The sequence below is a fragment of the Streptomyces broussonetiae genome, from assembly GCF_009796285.1.
Taxonomy (GTDB): domain Bacteria; phylum Actinomycetota; class Actinomycetes; order Streptomycetales; family Streptomycetaceae; genus Streptomyces; species Streptomyces broussonetiae.
The window spans coordinates 845,181-866,700 of record NZ_CP047020.1; the positions used below are offsets into that span (position 1 = coordinate 845,181).

At 71.4% G+C, this 21,520-nt stretch carries 21 protein-coding genes and 1 pseudogene; 10 read left to right on the forward strand and 12 right to left on the reverse strand.

The features are described 5' to 3' along the window. Nucleotides 1-2: 2 nt before the first annotated feature. On the reverse strand, nucleotides 3-971 hold the full coding sequence (locus GQF42_RS04090; RefSeq protein ID WP_325100409.1) for an asparaginase: 969 nt from the start codon (nucleotides 969-971) through the stop codon (nucleotides 3-5). Nucleotides 972-1,297: 326 nt separating this feature from the next. Between GQF42_RS04090 and GQF42_RS04095 the strand changes: the two genes are divergently transcribed. Then, nucleotides 1,298-2,068, forward strand: coding sequence for a VOC family protein (locus tag GQF42_RS04095; RefSeq protein ID WP_158917718.1), 771 nt, complete (start codon nucleotides 1,298-1,300; stop codon nucleotides 2,066-2,068). A gap of 311 nt (nucleotides 2,069-2,379) precedes the next feature. Here GQF42_RS04095 and GQF42_RS04100 read toward each other — a convergent pair whose 3' ends face one another. Both GQF42_RS04100 and GQF42_RS04105 read right to left on the reverse strand, forming a co-directional pair. Then, nucleotides 2,380-3,408: a 2-dehydropantoate 2-reductase gene (locus GQF42_RS04100; protein ID WP_233273226.1), complete on the reverse strand. Its 1,029-nt coding sequence runs from the start codon at nucleotides 3,406-3,408 to the stop codon at nucleotides 2,380-2,382. Nucleotides 3,409-3,441: 33 nt separating this feature from the next. After that, nucleotides 3,442-4,296 carry an alpha/beta fold hydrolase gene (locus tag GQF42_RS04105; protein WP_158917720.1) on the reverse strand — a complete coding sequence of 285 codons (855 nt, stop codon included), beginning with the start codon at nucleotides 4,294-4,296 and terminating at the stop codon, nucleotides 3,442-3,444. Nucleotides 4,297-4,392: 96 nt separating this feature from the next. Between GQF42_RS04105 and GQF42_RS04110 the strand changes: the two genes are divergently transcribed. Further along, a complete protein-coding gene (locus GQF42_RS04110) occupies nucleotides 4,393-4,806 on the forward strand; it encodes a winged helix-turn-helix transcriptional regulator (protein ID WP_233273227.1) in 414 nt (137 codons plus the stop codon). A 598-nt stretch (nucleotides 4,807-5,404) separates the two neighbouring features. On the opposite strand, the gene GQF42_RS04115 is transcribed toward GQF42_RS04110, so the two are convergent. The 3 genes from GQF42_RS04115 to GQF42_RS04125 form a co-directional block, all read right to left on the reverse strand. Then, nucleotides 5,405-5,923 (reverse strand): hypothetical protein, encoded by a 519-nt coding sequence (locus tag GQF42_RS04115; RefSeq protein WP_158917722.1) that lies wholly within the window; start codon nucleotides 5,921-5,923, stop codon nucleotides 5,405-5,407. A gap of 76 nt (nucleotides 5,924-5,999) precedes the next feature. Beyond that, nucleotides 6,000-6,530: a GNAT family N-acetyltransferase gene (locus GQF42_RS04120; protein ID WP_158917724.1), complete on the reverse strand. Its 531-nt coding sequence runs from the start codon at nucleotides 6,528-6,530 to the stop codon at nucleotides 6,000-6,002. Nucleotides 6,531-6,593: 63 nt separating this feature from the next. After that, entirely contained in the window at nucleotides 6,594-7,406 is an 813-nt protein-coding gene (locus tag GQF42_RS04125; RefSeq protein ID WP_158917726.1) for a TetR/AcrR family transcriptional regulator, read from the reverse strand. Nucleotides 7,407-7,687: 281 nt separating this feature from the next. Here GQF42_RS04125 and GQF42_RS04130 point away from each other — a divergent pair, with 281 nt between their 5' ends. Further along, nucleotides 7,688-9,400, forward strand: coding sequence for an MFS transporter (locus GQF42_RS04130; RefSeq protein ID WP_158917728.1), 1,713 nt, complete (start codon nucleotides 7,688-7,690; stop codon nucleotides 9,398-9,400). A gap of 125 nt (nucleotides 9,401-9,525) precedes the next feature. On the opposite strand, the gene GQF42_RS04135 is transcribed toward GQF42_RS04130, so the two are convergent. Then, nucleotides 9,526-9,666 carry a hypothetical protein gene (locus GQF42_RS04135; RefSeq protein ID WP_158917730.1) on the reverse strand — a complete coding sequence of 47 codons (141 nt, stop codon included), beginning with the start codon at nucleotides 9,664-9,666 and terminating at the stop codon, nucleotides 9,526-9,528. A 313-nt stretch (nucleotides 9,667-9,979) separates the two neighbouring features. On the opposite strand from GQF42_RS04135, the gene GQF42_RS04140 reads away from it, so the two are divergent. Then, a complete protein-coding gene (locus GQF42_RS04140) occupies nucleotides 9,980-10,630 on the forward strand; it encodes a CatB-related O-acetyltransferase (RefSeq protein ID WP_158917732.1) in 651 nt (216 codons plus the stop codon). Nucleotides 10,631-10,677: 47 nt separating this feature from the next. On the opposite strand, the gene GQF42_RS04145 is transcribed toward GQF42_RS04140, so the two are convergent. Further along, a complete protein-coding gene (locus tag GQF42_RS04145) occupies nucleotides 10,678-12,015 on the reverse strand; it encodes an eCIS core domain-containing protein (protein WP_158917734.1) in 1,338 nt (445 codons plus the stop codon). A gap of 142 nt (nucleotides 12,016-12,157) precedes the next feature. On the opposite strand from GQF42_RS04145, the gene GQF42_RS04150 reads away from it, so the two are divergent. From GQF42_RS04150 to GQF42_RS04160, 3 genes are all read left to right on the forward strand, one after another. Continuing rightward, nucleotides 12,158-12,979, forward strand: a complete 822-nt coding sequence (locus tag GQF42_RS04150; RefSeq protein ID WP_233273745.1) for a PaaX family transcriptional regulator — start codon at nucleotides 12,158-12,160, stop codon at nucleotides 12,977-12,979. A gap of 222 nt (nucleotides 12,980-13,201) precedes the next feature. Further along, nucleotides 13,202-14,410: an alpha/beta hydrolase gene (locus GQF42_RS04155; RefSeq protein WP_158917738.1), complete on the forward strand. Its 1,209-nt coding sequence runs from the start codon at nucleotides 13,202-13,204 to the stop codon at nucleotides 14,408-14,410. Between the two features lie 16 nt (nucleotides 14,411-14,426). Further along, nucleotides 14,427-16,016 carry an MFS transporter gene (locus GQF42_RS04160; RefSeq protein ID WP_158917740.1) on the forward strand — a complete coding sequence of 530 codons (1,590 nt, stop codon included), beginning with the start codon at nucleotides 14,427-14,429 and terminating at the stop codon, nucleotides 16,014-16,016. Here the strand turns inward: GQF42_RS04160 and GQF42_RS46865 are convergent. Both GQF42_RS46865 and GQF42_RS04165 read right to left on the reverse strand, forming a co-directional pair. Beyond that, a complete protein-coding gene (locus tag GQF42_RS46865; protein WP_267906125.1) occupies nucleotides 16,003-16,137 on the reverse strand; it encodes a hypothetical protein in 135 nt (44 codons plus the stop codon). The two genes, GQF42_RS04160 and GQF42_RS46865, sit on opposite strands and share 14 nt — an antisense overlap. Nucleotides 16,138-16,390: 253 nt before the next feature. Continuing rightward, nucleotides 16,391-17,614 carry a saccharopine dehydrogenase family protein gene (locus GQF42_RS04165; protein WP_158917742.1) on the reverse strand — a complete coding sequence of 408 codons (1,224 nt, stop codon included), beginning with the start codon at nucleotides 17,612-17,614 and terminating at the stop codon, nucleotides 16,391-16,393. A 161-nt stretch (nucleotides 17,615-17,775) separates the two neighbouring features. Here GQF42_RS04165 and GQF42_RS04170 point away from each other — a divergent pair, with 161 nt between their 5' ends. Further along, the gene (locus tag GQF42_RS04170) at nucleotides 17,776-18,483 is read left to right on the forward strand and encodes a TetR/AcrR family transcriptional regulator (RefSeq protein WP_158917744.1); all 708 of its coding nucleotides are present in this window, start codon (nucleotides 17,776-17,778) and stop codon (nucleotides 18,481-18,483) included. A 190-nt stretch (nucleotides 18,484-18,673) separates the two neighbouring features. On the opposite strand, the gene GQF42_RS04175 is transcribed toward GQF42_RS04170, so the two are convergent. Then, complete coding sequence (locus GQF42_RS04175; protein WP_158917746.1) at nucleotides 18,674-18,982, reverse strand: hypothetical protein; 309 nt, start codon at nucleotides 18,980-18,982, stop codon at nucleotides 18,674-18,676. Nucleotides 18,983-19,179: 197 nt separating this feature from the next. Between GQF42_RS04175 and ppk2 the strand changes: the two genes are divergently transcribed. After that, a complete protein-coding gene (gene ppk2, locus GQF42_RS04180) occupies nucleotides 19,180-19,983 on the forward strand; it encodes a polyphosphate kinase 2 (protein ID WP_158917748.1) in 804 nt (267 codons plus the stop codon). 151 nt (nucleotides 19,984-20,134) lie between these two features. Here the strand turns inward: ppk2 and GQF42_RS04185 are convergent. Then, a pseudogene (locus GQF42_RS04185) lies at nucleotides 20,135-20,940 on the reverse strand (phosphoketolase family protein); the annotation flags it as partial. A gap of 186 nt (nucleotides 20,941-21,126) precedes the next feature. Between GQF42_RS04185 and GQF42_RS04190 the strand changes: the two are divergent. Continuing rightward, complete coding sequence (locus GQF42_RS04190; RefSeq protein WP_158917750.1) at nucleotides 21,127-21,453, forward strand: plasmid stabilization protein; 327 nt, start codon at nucleotides 21,127-21,129, stop codon at nucleotides 21,451-21,453. The last annotated feature ends 67 nt before the right edge of the window (nucleotides 21,454-21,520 follow it).

A 21,520-nucleotide genomic window follows, 5' to 3' on the forward strand; every position in this document is an offset into this window, starting at 1 on the left:
GCTCAGCCGCGCAAGGCGAACTCCTCGGCGATGTCCTGCGGCCCGGCGCCGGCGGCCAGCAGGAGCCGGAGCAGTACCCGGGCCTTGTACGGGTCGAGGAAGGCCCCGTCGATCAGGCCGCGTCGGCGCAGGTCCGCCTCCGAGCCGGGTGCGTGGTAGGTGTGCCGCAGGACGGAACCGCTCCCGGTGCGCGAGGTCAGCACGACCGGCATCCGCTCGGCCAGCGCGCCGAGTCGCGGGGCGAGCGCCGCCGGCACGTGGCCGACGCCGAAACCGGCGACGATCAGGCCCTGGTACGTGGCCTCGAGCCCCTCGAGCCGGGCACCGTCGTCGTCCAGGGTGACCACGTGCAGGGCGACGCGAGCGGCCTCGAGGCGCTCCCGGTCGAATGCGGCCGACAGCGGCTCGTGCCGGGGAGCGGCGAGGAGCATCCGTACCCGGCCCTCTACGACGTGTCCGAGCGGGCCGGTGTTCGGTGAGGCGAAGGCCGCCGGGTTCGTGCTGTGCGTCTTGCGCACCCAGCGTGCCGCGTGCACCTCGTCGTTGAGGACGACCAGTGGGCCGGCACCACGCGACTCCCCCGCTGCGGCGACGCGCACGGCGGCGAGCACGTTGGCCGGGCCGTCCGCCCCCGCCATGGCCGGTTGCCGCATCGCACCGGTCAGCACGAACGGCGCCTCGTGCGGCCACACCAGGTCGATCAGGAACGCCGTCTCCTCCAGGGTGTCGGTGCCCTGCGTGACGACGACGCCGTCGGCGCCGTCGGCCACGGCCCGCGAGGCGATGGCGACCACGTCGAGAACCTGCGCGAAGGTGAGATCTCCGCTGGGTACGGCCTGCACGTCCCGTACCTCGACCGGGACGCCCAGTTCCGCCAGGCCCGGCACGGCCGCGGTGATCTCGGCACCGGTCAGTCGCGTTCCCCGCGCGCCGCCCGGCACCGATATCGTGCCCCCGAGTGCCATCAGCACGACGCCCAACGCCCGCCCCCTCGCCTCGCACTTCGCCGGACGGAGACCCGCCGGGCGCCCCCAACCTACAGGTCGTGCACGGGTGCTCGACCCGTACTACGGGTTCACGCAGTGATGTCCGCCGAACTGCCGCTCCCAGCGGGGTTCCGCGCGGCCTCCGCCCCGGGCGCCGTGTCCGTGGCCGACGCGACAGGAATGCCGCCTGTTCGGGTGGAATCTGCGGACCGCTCCCGGCCGGGTGACGGCTGCCGCGCTCGGACCCGCCACCCATCCGTAAGGCTGGGCGAGATCGATGTGCACCGAGCCGTCCGAGAGGGAGCAGCGCCATGGAGATGACGTCCTACAAGCCGGGCACACCGTCCTGGGTCGACCTGGGCAGCCCCCGTACCGACCAGGCAGTGACGTTCTATACGGCGCTGTTCGGCTGGCAGGCGGAGGAAGCAGAGCCGGGGGCCGGCGGCTACCGGATCATGACGCTGCGGGGCAAGCCGGTGGCGGGGATCGGGCCGCAGACGCAGCCCGGTCGCCCGCGCTGGTCGACCTACATCGCGACGGCGGATGCCGCGGCGACGGCCACGGCGGTCCAGGCGGCCGGTGGCCAGACGCTGCTGCCACCGATGCAGGTCATGGATGCGGGGACGACGGCGGTGTTCGCCGACCCCTCCGGCGCGGCGTTCGGCGTGTGGCAGGAGGGCAAGCACCACGGCGCGGGCATCGTCAACGAGCCCGGTTCCTTTTGCTGGAACGAACTGCTGACGCACACGCCGGATACGGCGGTCCCGTTCTACCGGGAGGTGTTCGGCTGGGACGCGAAGAAGATCCCGATGGGCGAGACGACCTACACGGAGTGGGATCTGGACGGCCGCGAGGTGGGCGGCATGGTCAATATGGACGAACAGAATTTCCCTCCGCAGATGCCTCCGATCTGGATGGTCTACTTCGCCGTGGACGACACGGAGGAGACGGTCGGCAAGGTGACCGCCCTGGGTGGTTCGGTACTCGTCCCGCCGACCGACCTCCCGGTGGGCCGGTTCGCGGTCGTCGCCGACCTGCACGGCGCGGTGTTCCAGGTGATCAAGTTGACGAGGCAGAGCTGATCTCGGCGGCGCCTGAGTGAACGTACGGGCGCCGAGGCGCACGCGTCCCCCTTCGACGCGAGCTGCTCGGCTTGCGTCGAACGCCGTGCTACGACGCAACTGCCCGGCGCGCCAGGGGAACTCGGGGCTTCCCGCCACGTCCAGCCTCGACTACGCGCCCGCCGCGCCTGACGCCGGCCAAGGCCGCACGGCACCGCCGGGGTGACCGGCCTGTGCCCGGCGGACCGATACCGTCGCTGCCCTCGGCCGCGGGACGCCGGCCTGCCGGGCACCGTCGTCGGTGCTGCCGCCGACCGCTGTTGTCGCGAGGTTCAGCGTGCGGCGCGCAGTTCGGCGTACAGCTCCGGTCCCGTCCATGTGCGTGGCGTGGACTCCGCCTCGTGCACCAACGTGACGAGACGCGCGTTGGCGGGGGCGCTTCGTCCGTGGGCGGTGGCGAGGGCGACAATCTCGCCCTGCAGTGAGTCGATCTCCGTGGGCCGGCCGCGCTGCAGGTCCTCCCACATCGACGAGCGCGCGTGGGCGTCGATCCGCAGGGACGCTGCCGCCACCCGGCGGAAGAGGGCGTCGGGCAGCCCCAGAACGTACGGGGTGACGCCGGGCGCGGTGGGACCGAGGCGGGCGGGGGCGATCCCGGCGGCGCGGTAGACGGCGAGGGCCTCTCGCTGGCACAGGGCCAGGCAGCGGCGGAAGTCCCGCCCGCCGAGCTGGTCGCGCAGCGGCAGCCCGGACAGGGCGTTGATCGCGTTGTTGAGGTTCATCAGCAGCTTCGCGTGCTGCACTTCGGACATGTCGGTACGGGCCTCGATGGCCAGTCCCGCCTCGCGGAAGGCGGCGAACAGCACGTCGTCGGGCTCGGTCATGAGCCTGCCCGGCATGCCCTGGTGCACGGTACCGGGCTCGGACTGCACCACGTTGTAGGGCACCATCCCGGCCAGCACGGTGTGACCGGGGAGCGCAGCGCGCAGGGTGGCGGGGTTGTGCAGCCCGTTCTGGAAGCTGACGACGACGACGCCGGGGGCGAGATGAGCGGCGAGGTCCCGGGCGGCGGCCCCGGTGGCGGCGCTCTTCACGGTGACCAGCACATAGTCGGCGTCCGCCGCGGCCTCGGGGCCGGTGGCCGGCGTCAGCCGGTCCGGCGCGAGGTGGACGGGCGGCCGGACGGAACTGCTGAGGGTGAGTCCCCGCTCGCGCAGCACGTCCATCGTGGCGGACCGGCCGATCAACGTCACGTCGTGCCCGGCGGCGACGAGGTGGCCGCCGAGATGACAGCCGATACTGCCGGCACCGAGGACGGCGAAGCGGGGCTTGGGCATACGCGCAACGGTCACGGCCGTCATCGTTCACCACGTGTCGTCGCTGGTCAACGGGCATCATGCCGGGAAGTCCGCGCGCAGGTCCACGGCGAGAAACGGTGTCAGGAGAGCCAGCAGTGCTTCGGGGCGGTCCAGCGGGATGATGTGGCCGCAGTCCTCTATGACGTGGGCCTCCAGATCGTCGGCGTACGGACGGAGCTGGTGTTCGAGCGCGCTGCCCACGGGACGGGCCCCGATCGTCATCGCGGGGACGGTCAGGCGAGCCGAGTCCAGAGCCGCCCGGATCTGCCGGTCGGTGGTCGCCAGCGCCCGGTACGGGCCGAACGCGCTGCGCAGCGCCTCCTTGCCGACGTAGGTCCGGACGATGTGGGCCCGGACGTCCGGCCGTACGCCGCGCACGGGCGTACCGCGGTCGAGGAACCATCCGATGTAGCCCTCCTCATGACCTACGAGCACGGACTCCGCAAGTCCGGGTTCTGCGTGGAAGCCGAACCACCACGGTGGGCCGTCGGCGAGGAACGCCTCGGCGCCGGGCAGGAGGCCCAGCAACGATTCCATGATCACCAGCTGTCGTACGAGATCCGGTCGGCGCATCGCCAGCAGAAACGCGGGCGGCGTGCCGACGTCGATGCCCACCACCGCCGCGGAGGTCACGCCGAGCGCTTCCAGCAGCCCTTCCGCGTCGAGGGCCAGGGTGCCGGCGTCGTAGCCGTCCTTCGGCCGGGCGCTGTCGCCGAAGCCCCGCAGATCCGGCGCGATCACTTGATGCCGTTCGGCCAATCCGCCGATGACGTCGGTCCACAGCCGCCAGGAGTGCGGGAAGCCGTGCAGCAGCAGAACGGCCGGGCCGTGTCCGGCCGTGGCCACGTGGAGGTCGACGCCGTTGACCGTGATCCGGCGCAGCTGGACCATGTTGCTCCCTTGAGTAACCAATGGTGACAAGAGAACGGTAGGTAACTAGGCTGAAGCGGCCAAGACCGCACTTCGTCTTCAGGTGGTGAGCCACAGGTGACTGTCGAGGTGTCCCCGCAGGACGAAAGTGCCCGCGCGGGCGCACGGGGTGATCTGTTCGATCCCCAGTGCCCGACGCGCCGGCTGCTCGACCGGATCGGTACGAAGTGGACCTCGATGGCGGTCAAGGTCCTGGCGGAGGCGTCCCCGCACGAGGTGCGCTTCAGCGAGCTGCTGCGTCGTATGCCCGGCATCTCGCAGAAGATGCTGTCGGTGACCCTGCAGAACCTGGCCCAGGACGGTTTGGTCGCGCGTCGGGTGGAGCCGGCGGTCCCGCCACGCGTGCACTACCGGCTCACCGAACTCGGCCTGTCCCTCGATGGCGCGCTCGCGGTGGTCCGCGCCTGGGCCGAGGAGCACATGGCCGAAGTCGACCGTGCGAACGAGGTGCACCGGCAGGATCTCCAGTGAGGTCGGTGGCGGGCCCGGTCGAGGAGACGATGGCGGCTCCGCACGACGTCGTCGGGGCGGGCAAGGCCTGCTCCATCGGCGCCTCCTCGGTGCAGGCCGGGCAGCCGAGATGCAGCAGGCCGCGGAGGGGTACGGCTGGACGCAGTTCGTGTCCATGCAGGACCAGTACAACCTGCTGCACGCCGCCGCGCGGAGGCAGGCCCGGACGTCGGCTTCCGTGACCGCGCGCTCTCCTCGACACCGATCAGGCGATCGCGGACGCGCATGCCGGTCTGCTTCTGGCCGACCGACGGCGACCCGGACCGGACGGCTCAGGTCAGACCGGAAGCCGAGGGTGAGGTGAGCGATCTTGGGTTGGTGGGCCACACCAGGTCGAGTGTGCCCACAGGCCGGGAACGCCCCGTGCGATCCAGCGCAGCGCGCGCGGCCAGGCCCCCGACGGGGCGTGCGGCTTCCTCCCGGTCACCGAACAGTTCGCCGACCGCCGGGGCCATGACGCCGTACCGGGCCACGCGACGCCGGGGGGCAGGGAGCGGTCGCGCACGGTCGTAGACCGGTCCGGGCACCGGGCGAGATCCCGCAGGGCCGTATTCGCGGACTAGCCGTCGTGCGGACCATGGACTGTCCGCCGGCGCGGGGCCTCGTCGTCGGGGACGTCCGGGGAGGCGAAGTGGAACGGCACTTCGAGGTACCGGGCCAGGGCACGTCCCGCTTCGTCGGCAGCAGTGCCCGGCGGAGGCCCGCCTGCGCGGCGGTGGACGGTCGCCAGGTGCCCCTCTCCCGATGGGTCGTCCAGGACCGCGACCAGGACCACGAACCAGTCGTGGACGGTGTCCCCGTCCCATACGGCCTCCACCGCCACCACGCGGCCCGGGTGGGAGGCAGCACGGGCGGCGAGTGAGCCGACGTCGAGCGGATCGGGCTGCCTGCGCCGCACGCGGTCACCGAAGAACTCGTAGCGTGCGTAGACCACTTGCTCCGCCTCACGCAGGCCCAGCCCGAGAGGGCGCAGCGCTTCCCACACGGCCTTGACCGCCATGAGCATGCGGTCGCAGAGCACATACTCGTCGACCTGCTGGCGGGTCTCCTCCTCCAGGCAGGTCCACCACTCGCTCATTCAGCCACCGTGCATCCCGTGAAATGCGCCATGCGCCGAAGGTATCTCGGGCGCTGCGGTTCCCTCTTCTCCGGGATCACAAGTCCAAGGCAGTGCACGCGGATCGATGCCATCGGATCTCGCCATCGTGCCATTGGTCGGTTGGTGTGAGACCGGCGGCCGTGGCGACGGCGGCGGAGGCCCGGTGTTCGGGATGGATGTGAGCGGTGACAGCGCGCACCTCCTGCCGGCCGAGCCAGCCGACAAGCCCTCGGACCGCTTCGGTGGCGATGCCGCTTCCCTGCCACGGGGTCCCCACCACCCAGGCGATCTCGGCGACGGGGGCGTGGCCGCAGGTGCTGACCGTCGCCTGGACGGTGCCGGTCAGGCAGGCCGCGTCACGCAGCCGGATCACCCAGTTCAGCCAGGTGACGGCGAGTTCCGGAGAGCCTGCGGTCCAGCGCCGGTAGCGCGCGAGCAGGGCTTCCGGGGTGTCCGGAGTGCCGCCGATGAAGGTGTGCAGGGCCGGGTCGGACAGCACGCCGGACATCTCCTCGGCGTGCTCGACGCGCAGCGGCAGCAGGTCCAGGCGCGCGGTGCAGAAGGTCCGGGCCGCCAGGGCACTCATGCCGCCACCACCGACGGGTGCTCGCCGAGCCTTCCCCGTCCCCGGCGCCGTGAGGCGCCGGGGTCAGCTTGCGCTCGGAGCCTGGCGGGCGTCCTGGCCCTCGGACGCCGTGGAGTCCGGCAGGTAACTCGCCAGACCGCGCAGGATGATCTCCAGACCCACGTCGAAGCGCTCGTCGGAGGAGCCCGTCACGATCAGCCCGGACAGGGCTCGCAGGTGGGGAAAGTCCGCCGGTGGCAGGGACGCGAAGTAGTCCCGCATCTCGTCGGCCATCTCGTGCCAGTCGGGACTGGCCAGTGAACCACCGTCACCGCCGTGCCGGGCGGCCCGGTCCTGCCACATGCCCTCCTCCAGCACGAAGCCGTCGATGTAGGTGGAGATGAGGTCTCCGGCCTCCGCGGCGATACGGTCGGGCAGTCCAGCGGTCCGGAAGATGGCCAGCAACGCCTCGACGTGCGGCAGCAGTTCGGCGGTGAAGGGAACGTGGACCATGGAGACCCGGGCCATGTCCCGGTGGGACAGCAGGCGCCGCCGTCCGGTACGGGCGTAGTCCCGCACCTGCTCCCGCCATCGTTCAGGGTCGGGTTCGGGCAGCTCGAAACCGTCGAAGAGCCGGGTGTACATCAGCTCCAGGAGGTCGTCCTTGGAGCGGACATGGGCATAGAGGGCGGAGACCGCGACCCCCAGCTCGGAGGCCACCTGCCGCATCGACAGCCCGTCGAGCCCCTGACGGTCCAGAACGGCGAAGGCGGCCTCGACGACCCGTTCGCGCGAGAGCGGGGCGCGTGCGGGTGTGACGTGCACGCGGGCGGGGCGCTCGCGCTCCCAGGGGGACGGCGGAGGAGGTACGGGGGTGCCGGCGGCCGCGTCGGTCATGAGGACAGTCTAGGCATCGGGAGAACACCGTTCTCCTTCGTGCGGACGTGCATCCACTCGATGCGGAACGCGATATATCTTGTCTTGGTCCGGAGATTGCGCTATATCTTAATGAACACCGTTCTCCCGGTGAGCACTGTTCGGCTACAGTGAACAGCGTTCACCGCGCTGTGCGCGGGCGTCCATCGCCGGGCCCTGCCAGCGGAGCAGGGCAGCCCGCCCATCCGTCCCACCACGCTCGCGGTCGTCACCGCGGCGCTTGTCTACCGCGAGGAGTTCCGATGTCCACCACCGGTGTCGCGTCCGCCGAGGCGTCCACCGACTCACCGGCGCCCTACCGATGGCGCTGGGCTGCGCTCTTCGTGATCCTCGCGGCCGAGGTGATGGATCTCCTCGACGCCGTGGTCACGAACATCGCCGGCCCCTCCATGCGGGCCGACCTCGGCGGCGGCGCCTCCACTCTGCAGTGGCTCGCCGCCGCGTACACCCTCTCGATGGCCGTTGGGCTCGTCACCGGAGGGCGGCTCGGGGACATTCACGGGCGCCGCCGGATGTTCCTGATAGGCGCCGCCGGCTTCACTGTGGGCTCGCTGCTGTGCGCGGTGTCCGTGTCGCCCGGGATGCTGATCGGCGCCCGGGTCGTACAGGGTCTGTTCGGAGCGGTCATGCTGCCGCAGGGCCTCGGCATGATCAAGGAGATGTTCCCGCCGCGGGAGTCGCAGAAGGCCTTCGGCATGTTCGGCCCGGTCATGGGACTGTCCGCCGTGTGCGGGCCGATCCTGGCGGGCTGGCTCGTGGACGCCGACTACCTCGGCACCGGCTGGCGGATGATCTTCCTCATCAACCTCCCGCTGGGTGCCGCGGCCTTCCTCGGTGCTCTGCGCTATCTGCCGCGAGGCAGGTCCGGCACCAGGCCGCGTCTGGACATCCCCGGGATGCTCCTGGTCTCACTGGGCGCGCTGCTCATCATCTACCCGCTGGTCCAGGGCCGTGAGTACGACTGGCCCCTGTGGACGTTCCTGATGATGGGCGCCTCGGCGGTCGTCCTGGCCGCCTTCGCCGCGTACGAGTCGCGCCGCAGCAAGGCAGGCCGGGACCCGCTGGTCGTTCCCACCCTGTTCCGCAAGCGCGGATTCAGCGGCGGCATGGCCCTCGGCCTGGTCTTCTTCTCGACCATGCAGGGCTTCATGCTGGTCTTCAACCTCTACACCCAGATCGGCCTCGGCTATTCCCCGCTCAGGGCCGGCCTGGTGATGGTGCCCTGGTCGGGCGGCATGATCGTCGGCTTCGGCGTGGCTCAGGGTGTCGCCCGGTTCGGGCGGGCCGTGCTGCAGGCGGGCGCGCTGGTCATGGCGGTCGGCGTGTTCGGCGTGTGGCTGACCCTCGACATGGCGGGCAGCGGCGTCGGCCCCTGGCAGCTGGTGCCGGCCCTGCTCGTCACCGGCATCGGGATGGGCCTGCTCATGGCGCCGTTCTTCGACATCGTGCTCGCCAGCGTCGAGCAGCACGAGACCGGCTCGGCGTCCGGCACGATGACCGCGATGCAGCAGCTCGGCGGCGCGTTCGGCGTCGCGCTCCTCGGCACCGTGTTCTTCGGTCTGCTGGGCGGCGGGATCGCCACCGCCGTCGACCAGCACGCGGACGGCCTGCGCGGGCAGTTGGCCGCCGCGCACGTCGCCCCCGCCGCCCGGGAGCGCGTCGTGGCGGACCTGCGTGCATGCGCCTCGGACCGCGCCGTCGCCAAGGACCCCGCCGCGACCCCCGTGTCCTGCGCGCGCCTGGAGAAGGACACCCGGTCCGCCGTGACCTCGCCTCAGGCCGGCGCCCGCATACCCGCCGTACTGCAGGACACTGCGTCGTCGGCCTTCCAAAGCGGCTTCGGCTCCGTGATGAAGACGGTGCTGTGGATCGTCGACGGCATGCTCGCCCTCACTTTCCTGCTCGCGTTCCTCCTGCCACGCCACGCGCGCCCGGAGGATGCGGCCGGGCACTGAGCCTCGACCGCACCGCGGCGCACGGGACGGCCTGGCACCGCTGAGCGGCGACTGCCCGGCCGTCCCGTGCGCACGGCCGTCCCCGCCGCCCGGGCCTTCCCCGCCGCCCGGCGGACGGAGCCGTGTCAGCCTCCCCCGACCTCGGGGTTGGCGCAGTGGGCCAACGGCTCGCCGCGCAGGAAACGCCCTGCCTCGGCGGCGACGATCCGGGCGTCCTTGGACTTCGTGTGCCCGCCGGATCTCCCGCCTCGGACCGCAAAGGGCAAGCGCGGCGCCTCTGTTGACCGAGGCGGCCTTGCGCTGCGGGGATCACTCCGGATCCGGCTCCGTGTCCTCTCCGTTCCACGAGTAGAGGTGCTCCGGCCGGCCGGTGCCGGTCTCCGGATGGGCGCTGCCCGCATCCGGGTGGCGCGCCCGGGGATCACACCCGCGAGTGACCGGGGCGGTGTCCGCCGGAGACGACGGCGACGACGCGTACTTGGGCGCAGGAGCGCCAGAGGGTAAACCGGTGTCGCGGGACGGCACGGTGCAGCGATCATGGTTCGGACACGGACCGTCCCTGACGAGGAATCGCCGACCATGCCTGTGCCTGCCGACCCGACCGTCCTGCATCCGATGCCTCAGCAGCCGCGGGTGGTGCTGCTCAAACCACTGGTGAAGTCACCGCTGATCGAGGTCGGTGAGTACTCCTACTACGACGACCCGGACGACCCGACCGCGTTCGAGACACGCAATGTGCTCTACCACTACGGGCCGGAGAAGCTGGTCATCGGCAAGTTCTGCGCGCTGGGCACGGGCGTGCGGTTCATCATGAACGGCGCCAACCACCGTATGGACGGCCCCTCGACCTTCCCCTTCCCCACCATGGGCGGGTCGTGGGCCGACCACTTCGACCTGCTCACCGGGCTGCCGAGCCGAGGGGACACCGTGGTCGGCAACGACGTCTGGTTCGGCCACGGCACGACGGTGATGCCCGGCGTGCGCATCGGACACGGCGCGATCATCGGCACCGGCGCGGTGGTCACCGGCGACGTGCCCGACTACGGCATCGTCGGCGGCAACCCGGCCCGCCTCATCCGTACCCGCTACAGCGACGAGGACATCGCCCGGTTGCTGGCCGTGGCCTGGTGGGACTGGCCCACGGAGCACATCACCGAACATGTGCGGACGATCATGTCGGGCAGCATCGCGGATCTGGAGGCCGCCGCACCGGACACCTCACAGATGTGAGGCGTTGCATCCCGGCCCCGGAACACTGGACGCAGGCTCGCGTGCGGCTACGTCCCCATGCGGCGTACGACCACCGTGATGGGGCCGACCTCCCCGAAGTAGGCGTCCTCGCCTCCGTAGGCCGTGTGGAAGGATCTCTGCATGTCCGCCACGGTGTAGATCGCGGCGATCGCGGCCTGCCGGGCCGGCGGATTGCCGTTGTCGGACCAGACCTCCAGGGTGATGCAGTCCTGGCCGTCGCGTGCCACCACGGCTGCGGCATGGAACTGGCTCATCTCCGTGCCGTCCGGTTTCGTCGCGACGATCACGAAGGCTTCGCCGGGCTGCGGGTCGGCCGCCTCGTTGCGGGCGCCGGCGAAGCTGCGCGCCTGCCGGCGGTTGGACGAGTCCGACTTGCCGAACGCCTCCGTACGGACACTGCCGCGAGAACGAATGTCGATGGTGCTGTACTCGCCCTCGCCCCAATCCAGTTGGCCCACCTGGTTGTTGATGATCTCCTCGGCGGCGTGCAGGCAGTCGAGAAGGATGGGGCCGCCGAGCCAGTACTGGTTGTACGTCCGCCCGCCGATCTGCGCCTGCTGACCGGCGGCCCGCAGAGCCGTCGCGAGATCGCCGGCCGGCACGTCGTCGCGGACCCAGACGTGTTGGCCCTGGGGATCGATCGCATAGCGCCCGCTCTCGGAGACATGAATCTGTCCGAGGCTCTGATCCTCAACAGTGGTGTAACGCTGGACGACTTCACTGCCCGATGCCCCTCGGGCGGTCTCGTGGGCCTCGCCGGTTTCCGCACGGGTCTCACCGGCGGACGCCGTGCGACGCTGCATCACCCGCGTCGCGTTCGCCTCGGCCTCTCGCTCGAAGCGGTCGGCGGGGTCGGAGATCCGCAGCCCGCTGCCGTTGTCGGTACCGGCGACAGGTCCCTGCCGCTGCTGGATGACGTGGGTGAGTTCATGGGCGAGGGTGTGTTTGTCGGCGCCGCCGTCTCCGATGACGATGTGGTTGCCGCTGGTGTAGGCCCGTGCGCCCACTTCGGTGGCGGAAGCGCGGGCCGTGCCGCCCGTGTGGATGCGGACGTCGGAGAAGTCCGCGCCGAGCCGCGTCTCCATCTCGGCACGCAGCGGCTCGTCCAGTGGCCGCCCGGGCGAGCGCAGCACGCCGTGCACCGCGGAACGCTGCACAGCCGGCTCGTGATCACGGCCCGGATCGCCCCGCTGCTCCTCGATCATCCGTGTCACCGCCGCGTTTCCGACGGTGCGTTGCAGGGCCGCGGCCGTCTGCGCGGGCATGCTCCCGCCGGCAGGCCGTGTCGCCGTGGCTGCCTGCCGCTGTGCGTTCGGCGGGCGCCGTTGACCGTGGTTCTTCTCCGGCTGTTCCTTCGCGTGCATGTCGGATTCTTCCTGCAGGGTCCTGCCTTTCTACGCAGGCGGCAGCCCCGCGGGAAAGGTACGGACGGGCAGCCATGAGTGCACGATCACGTGCCCGAGGGCACAGCGACGCGTGTCGGCCGGGTTGCGGGCCTCGTACTGTATCCGCGTGACCGATCCGATCCCCCGCCCGCAGTCCCTCCTGCTCAGCTTCCTCGGCGACGAGGTGCTGGGCCGTGGGGTGTGCGTCTACACCGGGAGCGTCATCGAGGTGTTCCGGCGTGCCGGGGTCGGCGAGCAGGCCACCCGGTCCACCCTCACCCGTATGGTCGGCCGCGGTCTGCTCTGCCGTCGGCGGGAGGGACGGCGGACGTACGTCGGCCTCACCGACCGCTCGGAGGCGATCCTGCGCGACGGCGAGCGGCGCATCTGGAGGACCGGCGCGGTCAACCGGGACTGGGACGGCACCTGGACCCTGCTCGGCTTCTCACTCCCGGAGTCGTGGCAACGCCAACGGCATGATCTGCGCTCCCAGTTGACGTGGGCGGGCTTCGGCGCACTGTTCAACGGCCTGTGGATCGCGCCGGGCGAGGTCGACGTCTCCGGGATCGTCGCCGAACTGGGCCTGGCCTCACACGTGAAGGTCTTCCGCGCCCACGCGGACATCGGCACGGACATCGCCGAGATGATCAACGACACCTGGGATCTTCACAAACTGGCCGCCCGCTACCGCGACTTCGACGTGTCCTGGCGGCCCTTCGCGGCGACGGACCCGACCGGTGAGGACGCCCTCGCACGGCGCCTGCGGCTGACCGCCGAGTGGCTCCAGGTCATCCGCGGCGACCCCCGCCTGCCCGTACGACACCTTCCGGCGGACTGGCCCGCGGCCGGGGCGGAGACGACGTTCCGCGCGGTGCACGCCCGGCTGGAAGCGCCGGCCCGGGACGCGGCTCGACGCCTGATCGAGACACTTCCGACGGCCTAGCGTCCTTCGCGCCTGCCGAACGTGCCGCGCGTAGCGCGTCTTTCGCGCATCGGCGCATCCGCACCAGGTACGTGTATCCGTATCCGTATCCGTATCCGACGTGATGTTGTGCATTGCATTGACGGCCGCAAGGAATCAGCCCTACATTCCTCACGCATTCGTTCAGTGCACTGAGCATGTGCCCGGGACCCGCTCCGCAACCGCCCAGAAGGAGCCGACACCATGCGTGCCAGCACCCGTCCGCGCACTCACCACACTCCCCGCACCCGTGTGCGCGCCGCCCTGACCATCCTGGCCACGCTCACGTCCGTGGCGCTCACCACCGTCCCCGCACCGGCGGCCCAGGCCGACACCGCGGCCGGTACCCACCTCACCGGTACCCTCTCCGACGGCGCCGCCTGGATCGCGGACGTCCCCGCCCGCTGGAACGGCACCCTGCTGCTGTTCAGCCATGGCTTCGGCCCGACCGTGGCCAGGGACGCCCCCTCGGACGACGTACGCACCGAGCTGCTCGCCGAGGGCTACGCGATGGCCGGGTCGTCGTACGACCCCCGTGGTTCGATGTGGGCGCTGAACAGTGCCGAACGCGACCAGTTCGCCACCCTCGACGCCGTCACCGCGAGGATCGGAGCCCCGCGGCGCACGCTCGCCGTCGGCCAGTCCATGGGCGGGCTCGTCAACGCGCAGATCGCCCGTGACGGTGCCGGCCGAATCGACGGCGCGCTCGGGCTGTGCGGCCTGGTCGCGGGCGGCACCGATCTGGACAACTACCAGCTCGACGCCGAGTACGCCCTCGCCCGGCTGCTCGTGCCGGGCAAGGGCATCGACCTGGTCCGCTTCGGCTCGGCCGATGACGCCGCCGCCACGGCCGAGCAGCTCACCGACGCCGTCACCGCCGCCCAGTCCACCCCGCAGGGCCGCGCCCGGATCGCCCTTGCCGCGGCCTTCCTCAACCTGCCCGCCTGGGCACCCGGAAAGGACCGGCCCGCTCCGACCGACTGGGCGGACCAGGAGGACCAGCAGTACGCGTGGTTCGCGCAGGGCATCCTGGCGTTCGTCGAGGGCGGCCGGTACGCCGTCGAGCAATCCGTGGGCGGCAACAACTCCTGGAACCAGGGCGTGGATTACGCCCGTCTGCTCGCCGGCTCCGTCCACGCCCCGCAGGTCCGCGCGCTGTACCGGGCGGCCGGGCTTGAGCAGGCCTATGTCGAGCGGCAGGGCCACTGCACGTTCACCACCGCCGAGACCGTGGCCGCCCTGCACGCGCTCGAACACCGTGTCACCGGCGGACACTGGGACGACGCCGCGACCCCGGCCGCGCTGCAGAAGTCCGCCACCGCGCTCGGCCTCGACGGAGCGGCGTACGTCCCGTACCGCCCGGCACGCCTGACGGTCGGCCGTGACCGCCCGGCGCACCCCACCCACCACTGACTTCGGGGACCCGCTCATGTCCGACGCATCCGCCGCCCCACGTACGTCACTCCCCCTCGGCACACTCGTCGCCGGGTGTCTCGCCGTCTGCCTCGCCCAGATCGGCCTCGCCATACCGGCCACCCTCAACGGCCTGTTCCAGGACCACCTCCACCCGGTCGGCTCCCAACTGACCTGGATCTCCGACGCGTTCCTGTTGCCCATGGCCGTCCTGGAACTCACCTTCGGCGTACTGGGCGACCTCTTCGGCCGCAAACGGCTCCTCGTCGGTGGTGCCGCACTGGTGTGCGCCGGCGAGGTCGTCGCCGCGACCGCCCCCGGCATCCATCAGCTGTGGGCCGGACAGGCACTGGCCGGTCTCGGCGCTGCCGCGCTCTTCCCCACCTCGCTCGCCATGATCGCGGCCGGCACGCACACCGGCGCCCAGCGTGCCCGCGCCATCGCCGTATGGGCCTCCAGCCTGTCCACGGGTGGGTTCCTCGCGCCGCTGCTCGGCGGGATCACCGGCACCTACGGTTCCTGGCGCTCGGCGTTCGTGGTGGTCGCCGCGGTGGCCGCGGTCAGCTCCCTGGTGAGCCTGTGGCTGGCCGCCAACTCGCGCTCGCCGGAGGGTCGTTCGCTGGACCTCGGCGGTCAGATCACCATTGGTGTCGGTCTGTTCGCCCTGCTCTACGCCGTCGTCCAGGGGCCGACGGACGGCTGGGGATCGGCACCGGTGGTGGTGGCGTTCGTGATCGCCGCGGTGTTCGTGGGCCTGTTCGTGGCGGCCGAGCGCCGGGCCCGCTCCCCTCTCCTGCGCCTGGACCTGTTCCGCAACCGCTCCTTCGCGATCGCGTCGGTCGTCGCGGTCGTGGGCATGTTCAGCTTCCTGGGCACGGCCTACGCAACGAGCATCCGGCTCGGCCCCATCCAGCACCAGAGCCCGATGCGCACATCCCTCCCGTTCCTGCTGCTCAACGGCATCACCCCACTCCTCACACCGCTGACCTCCCGGCTGCTGCACCGGCTGCCCGCACGGACGCTGCTCACCGCCGGTCTGGCGCTGATCGCCGCGGGAGACTTCCTGGCCGCCGGGCTCGACGTCGGCGACCGGAACCTGACCTCTCTGATCCTGCCGCTCGCACTGGTCGGCATCGGCTTCGCCTTCACGGTGTCGTCGATCACCGCGACCGCCGTGAACACGGTGCCGTTGCCGCTCGCGGGCATGGCCAGTGCGGCGACCAACCTGCTGCGCGACCTGGGCTTCACCCTCGGCCCTGCGGTCGTCGGCGCGGTCGCGCTGAGCCAGGCGGCGTCCCGGGTGACGTCCTCGCTGGCCACCTCGTCGTCGCTGACCGCGCCGTCGAGGGCGGCGGCCCACGAGGTGCTTGAGGAGGGCGGCCCCCTCGCCCTCAACTCCGCCCCCGCCTCCACGGCGCCGGGCGCTGCCCGCTCGTATGCCCTCGACGCCCTCGGCCACGGGTATGCGATCGGATTCGTGGTGTGCGGCTCGGCCGCCCTGTTCTCGGCGCTGCTGGTGGTGACCGCACTGCGCGGGCGTGCGGCGCAGGGCAGCGCGCCGCAGGAGGAGGACGGTATGGAGCGGACCGCTCTCACCCTCGGATGAGACCGGCCGTGACGTCACCCGGCGCGGCCTGCGCTCCCGGTGCCGTCACGGCCAGCAGTCCGGCCGCGAGCGAGGCGGCCGACGTGAGCGCCGCGATGTCGCGGCGCGTGCGAGAATTCAACGGAAAAGCCCCCCGCAACAGTCAACAGTGCCTGTCTGTCCGCCGCGTGCGCCCGGCCCCTCGCCGCCCCGGTGCCGATGCACAGCCCGCGCGGCGATCGCTCGTCGGCAGCAGGACGGTATGTGAAACCACGGGGGACACCGGAACATTCATGCGAACAGTGTGTGAACAACGGGCAGTTGAGGCCCCGGCGACAGCAGATGTTCAGGCGGTTCATGCCGTTCGTGCGGCACGAGGTGCGTGCGGCGGACGATCAGCCCTCCTCCCGCAGGCCCCAGGGAGAGCCGTACTCGGTGAGCAGGTCCAGGAAGGGGCGCGGCGGCAGGGCTTCCGGGCCGAGAACACCGTTACCGGACCACGCGCCGCCGGCCAGCAGTTCCAGGGCGACGACCGGGTTGACCGCCGTCTGCCAGACGACCGCCTGTGAGCCGTACTCGCGCATCGACCACTCGTTGTCGACCACGTGGTAGAGGTACACCTCGCGCGGCGCCCCGTCCTTGGTGCCCTTGACCCATGTGCCGGCGCAGGTCTTGCCCGTCATCCGGTCCCCCAGCCCGGCCGGGTCGGGCAGGCACGCGGCGACGACGTCGCGCGGGGAGACCCGTACGGGTCCGTCGTCCCCGCGCACCGCCACCTCGGCCGTCGAGTCCAGGCCCAGTGCGTGGAGGGTCTTGAGCTTGGTGATGAAGTCACCGCCGAGGCCGTACTTGAACGTGACACGGCGGGCATCCACCCAGCGGGGGATCAGCAGCACCTCCTCGTGTTCGACGTTGACGCACTCCACCGGGCCGATGCCCTCGGGAAAGTCGAAGACCTCGGGCTCGCTGAACGGAGCGGTGGTGAACCAGCCGCGGTCCTTCTCGTAGACCACCGGGGGGTTCAGGCACTCCTCGATGGTCGTCCAGATACTGAAGGACGGAGCGAAGTCGTAGCCCTCGACCGTCAGGTCGGCGCCGTCCCGGACGCCGATCTCCTCGATGTCGTCGAAGAGTTCGTCGGCCGCGTACCGGGCGAAGACGTCGGACAGGCCCGGCTCGACGCCCATGCCGACCAGGGCCAGCCGCCCGGCCTGCGTCCAGCGGCGGGCCAGCGCGAACTGGTCGTCCCCGAGCTTCACACCGCACTCCTCGTACGGGCGGGAGCCGTGCGGCACCGACAGTGACATTGCCATGTCCACGTAGTGCGTGCCGGCCTCCAGGGCCGCCTGGAAGAGCGGCATCACAAACCTGGGGTCGGTGGCGTTGAGCAGCACGTCGCATCGCTCGTCGACGAGCATCCGGCGGACCGCGTCCTGGTCCGAGGCGTCCAGCCGATGTGCGCTGAACCGGTCTCCCCGCTCCCCGAGCGCCGCGACGGCGGCCTCGGCGCGAGCAAGGTCGTAGTCGGCGACGACCATGTGGGCGAGGAAGCCACGGCGAGCGGCGATCCGGGTGACCGCCGTCCCGACGCCACCCGCACCCACGAGAAGTACGCGCATGTCACACACCTTTCTTCCGGTCCTCCAGGAGGCGGGCGCCTTCCGGACCGGGCTCGATGCAACGGGACGCCGGGATATAAGGTCAACCCCGTTGGCATAAGAGCCGGCAGCCTGGCCGGGGAGAACCGCCGACGCGGGCGGCGATCGAGGGGACGACCGACATGGCGAAGCAAGTGGTGCGTGAAGCCGCACGTCAGCGACGGCGGCCCACGCGCACCGGCACCGTGCTGTCCGAGGAGATCATCGTGCGGACCGCGCTGCGCGTGCTGCGGGAGCACGGCAGCACCGGGCTGACGGCGCGCCGTCTCGGTGCGGCGCTGGGCGCCGATCCCAGCACCCTCTACCGCTACTTCGCCGGGATGGACGACCTGGCCCGGGCCATCGGGGACGAGCTGATGGGGCGGGCCCTGGACAACTGGACGGCGACCGGGGACTGGCGCACGGACCTGCGCGCGTTGGGCCGGGCCATCTACGACGCCTACCTCGCCCACCCGCAGGCCGCCCTGCTCACCGCCAGCCGGGTCACCGGCAGGCCGCGGGAGATCGCGGTGGACGAGACCATTCTGGGGATCCTGCGCGGCGCCGGGCTGCCGGACCCGGTGGCGGTCGGTGTCTACCACACCTTCATCGACCAGAGTCTTGCCTTCGCCGCGCTCGACGCGGGGTCCCTCGCGCTGGCGGACGAGGCACGCGCGGGCGACGAGGAGATGTGGCACACCACCTACGCGCGCCTGCCCGCCGAGTCACATCCGCACATCGCGGCCACGGCCCCGCTCCTCGCCCGGCACATGCCGCACAGCGCCTATCCGGCCGCCCTGGAGATGCTGTTGGAGCACACCGCCGCGCACCTGACCTCGTCCGGCACATGACGTTCCCGTCGGTATAACCGGCGGCGTAGCCGTCGGCGTTCCCCTCGGACACCACCTTCGGACACTCCCGTCGGACATTCCCGTCGGTCAGAGCATCGGCGGGCGGCGCAGCAGCAGCACGGCGTCGTCGCGGGCGGTGGACGGCCAGGGATTCCACAGCCATGTTCAGGCACTCCAGAACGCCTGCGGGCTACTGTGCGAGGCGACGAGCAACGGTCTCCCCGTACAGGACCGCGTTGACCATGGCGCTGTGGCGCGCACGGCGCGGTTCGCCCTGCGTGCCGGTGTCCGCCGGGCCTCGCCGGCTCTCGCGCCGGCACGAGGGGTCCACCGCCCAGAGCCTCGAAACGCGCCTGGTCCGCTCGTCGTTGACCGACTGCACCGACACGATCCGGCGCGTTCCGTCGGGTGACAGGGCCAGGGAGGCCAGGCGGAGGTGCGCGGCGAACAGCTCGTGGAACGGGGCGGCGTCGTCCGCGGCGTGGGGCAGGACGATCATCTCGCCTGCAGCACCCGATCCGCGACCGGGGCGGCCCGCTCCGTCGAAGCCGGGCCGCCGGAGCGCCAGTTGATGATCAGCGAGTCACCGGGGTCCTCGCGCCCGCGCATCGAGGGTCCCAGGGTACGGGGTCGGTCGTACCGCCGGTACGGCCACGTCCGCAGGCCAGGACGCCGGGCTGCGGCGAGAATGGGCGTATGAGGGACAAGAACGCGGCGACGCTGTCGCGCAAGTCGTACGAGGAAGAACTCCTGCGTCTGCAGACCGAGTTGGCGAGGCTCCAGGAGTGGGTGCGCACCGAGGGCGCCCGGCTGGTGATCGTCTTCGAAGGGCGGGACGCGGCCGGGAAGGGCGGCGCCATCCGGCGGCTCACCGAGCATCTCAACCCTCGTGTGGCCCGGATCGCGGCGCTGCCCAAGCCGACGGAGCGCGAGCGCTCCCAGTGGTACTTCCAGCGGTACGTCGAGCACCTGCCCGCCGCCGGGGAGATCGTGCTCTTCGACCGGTCCTGGTACAACCGGGCCGGGGTCGAGCGCGTCATGGGTTTCTGCACCGCCGAGGAGCACGAGCGGTTCCTGCGCCAGTGCCCCATCTTCGAGCAGCTGCTGGTCGAGGACGGGATCCTGCTGCGCAAGTACTGGTTCTCGGTGAGCGACGCGGTGCAGCTGGAGCGGTTCCGGCGCCGCCTGGAGGATCCCCTGCGGCGCTGGAAGCTGTCACCGATCGACCTGGAGTCGATCACCCATTGGGAGGCGTACTCCCGGGCCAAGGACGACATGATGGTGCACACCGACATCTCGGAGGCGCCCTGGTTCATCGTGGAGAGTGACGACAAGCGCAGGGCCCGGCTGAACATGATCGCCCACCTGCTGTCCTCCGTGCCCTATCGCGACGTGCCGGAGCCCGTGTTGGAGCTGCCCGAGCGGCCGCGCTCCACCGGCTACGAGCGGCCACCGCGTGATCTGCGGACCTACGTCCCGGACCACTCGGCGCAGCTGTGAGCCCCGGGCGGCCAGGGGCGCGGTGCACCGCAGCGCACGCGGACCGGCTCGGCCCTCGCACGACCACTCGGCCACTTCGGGCAGGTCCATGCCGTGCTCTCGGATCCAGTCGTGATGGCGCTGCCTCATGTCCTGCATCCGCTGGCGTACGCACGTCCGCGCGCGGAGCGCCACGCTCGTCGAACAGTTCCTCGGAGCGGTAGGAACGCATCCACTGTTGCAGTTGGTGCAGGGCTCCGGGTTGTCCCGGACGGCGGCCAGCGGGACCTGGTGCGCCCGCCAGGTGCCTTCCGCCGGCAGGCCGTCGACCTCGGCCGGGCCGGTCCAGCCCTTGGGGGTGCGCAGCACGATCACCGGCCGGCGGGCCCGGTCCACGGCCCCGTCCTCGCGGGCGGCCCGCTGGAGGGCGGCGATGCGGTCGACGGCCGTGTCCATGGCCGCGGCCACGCACGGTGCACGGCCGCCGGGTCGTCGCCGGTGACATGGACGGGGTCGTGGCCGTAGCCCCGCAGGAGGGCGTCCAGCTCCGTCTCGGGGATCCGGGCGAGCAGGTCGGGTTGGCGGTCTTGTAGCCGTTGAGGTGCAAGATCGGCAGGACGGCTCCGTCGTGGACGGGGTCGAGGAACTTGTTCGAGTGCCAGGAGGCGGCCAGCGGTCCGGTCTCCGCCTCGCCGTCGCCGATCACACAGGCGACCAGCAGGTCAGGGTTGTCGAGGGCGGCGCCGTAGGCGTGCGCGAGGGAGTAGCCCGGCTCGCCGCCTTCGTGGATCGAGCCCGGGGTCTCCGGGGCGACGTGGCTCGGCACGCCGCCGGGGAAGGAGAACTGCTTGAAGAGCCGGGCCATGCCCGCCGCGTCCCGGGTGATGTCCGGGTAGGTCTCGGTGTACGACCCCCCAGCCAGGAGTTGGCCAGCACTGCGGGGCCGCCGTGGCCGGGGCCCCAGACGCAGGAACCGTCCGCGTGGGTCGCCTCGGGGCCCGAGGCGACCCCGTCCGGCGTCCGTCGGCCGGCGGGGTCGCGCCCGGCGGCCGACTCCGGCTGGATGCCTGGGGACACCTCTTGGGGGGACGCCGCCGGGCGCGCCTGTCGCTGTGACGCGCCGTCCGCCAGGGGTACCCGTGTGTCCGAGCGGAAGGAGCTGTCATGCCTGCGGGATCCAACGCGAAGCGTGAGCGGCAGTACGAGCACATCAAGAAGAGCGCGCAAGCGCGTGGCGAGTCCGCCGAGCGGGCCAAGGAGATCGCGGCGCGCACCGTGAACAAGGAACGGGCCAGGTCGGGAGAGTCCGACAGCGCCGGCCGAGTCTCCCTGCGCGACCCCAAGTCGGCGTACGAGCGGGGCGGGCGCCGCTCGCACAGCGGTGCGGAAGGGCCCACCAGGGACCAGCTGTACGAGGAGGCCAGGAAGCGCGACATCCACGGGCGCTCCTCGATGAACAAGGAGGAGCTGAAGAACGCGCTCGGCCGCTGAGGAGGGCGCTGCGGGTGCTTCCGCGCCGTACCCGCTCGAAGCCCGGCATTCGGGCGTCCTGCGGCAC

Bases quoted from the DNA above. Each gene is read 5' to 3' on its own strand.
- GQF42_RS04125 (WP_158917726.1), bottom strand. From the start codon at position 7,406: ATGACCGACGCGGCCGCCGGCACCCCCGTACCTCCTCCGCCGTCCCCC.
- ppk2 (WP_158917748.1), top strand. From the start codon at position 19,180: ATGAGGGACAAGAACGCGGCGACGCTGTCGCGCAAGTCGTACGAGGAA.
- GQF42_RS04115 (WP_158917722.1), bottom strand. From the start codon at position 5,923: ATGAGCGAGTGGTGGACCTGCCTGGAGGAGGAGACCCGCCAGCAGGTC.
- GQF42_RS04155 (WP_158917738.1), top strand. From the start codon at position 13,202: ATGCGTGCCAGCACCCGTCCGCGCACTCACCACACTCCCCGCACCCGT.
- GQF42_RS04175 (WP_158917746.1), bottom strand. From the start codon at position 18,982: ATGATCGTCCTGCCCCACGCCGCGGACGACGCCGCCCCGTTCCACGAG.
- GQF42_RS04160 (WP_158917740.1), top strand. From the start codon at position 14,427: ATGTCCGACGCATCCGCCGCCCCACGTACGTCACTCCCCCTCGGCACA.
- GQF42_RS04190 (WP_158917750.1), top strand. From the start codon at position 21,127: ATGCCTGCGGGATCCAACGCGAAGCGTGAGCGGCAGTACGAGCACATC.
- GQF42_RS04120 (WP_158917724.1), bottom strand. From the start codon at position 6,530: ATGAGTGCCCTGGCGGCCCGGACCTTCTGCACCGCGCGCCTGGACCTG.
- GQF42_RS04100 (WP_233273226.1), bottom strand. From the start codon at position 3,408: ATGACGGCCGTGACCGTTGCGCGTATGCCCAAGCCCCGCTTCGCCGTC.
- GQF42_RS04170 (WP_158917744.1), top strand. From the start codon at position 17,776: ATGGCGAAGCAAGTGGTGCGTGAAGCCGCACGTCAGCGACGGCGGCCC.
- GQF42_RS04130 (WP_158917728.1), top strand. From the start codon at position 7,688: ATGTCCACCACCGGTGTCGCGTCCGCCGAGGCGTCCACCGACTCACCG.
- GQF42_RS04105 (WP_158917720.1), bottom strand. From the start codon at position 4,296: ATGGTCCAGCTGCGCCGGATCACGGTCAACGGCGTCGACCTCCACGTG.
- GQF42_RS04095 (WP_158917718.1), top strand. From the start codon at position 1,298: ATGGAGATGACGTCCTACAAGCCGGGCACACCGTCCTGGGTCGACCTG.
- GQF42_RS04140 (WP_158917732.1), top strand. From the start codon at position 9,980: ATGCCTGTGCCTGCCGACCCGACCGTCCTGCATCCGATGCCTCAGCAG.
- GQF42_RS04165 (WP_158917742.1), bottom strand. From the start codon at position 17,614: ATGCGCGTACTTCTCGTGGGTGCGGGTGGCGTCGGGACGGCGGTCACC.
- GQF42_RS04145 (WP_158917734.1), bottom strand. From the start codon at position 12,015: ATGCACGCGAAGGAACAGCCGGAGAAGAACCACGGTCAACGGCGCCCG.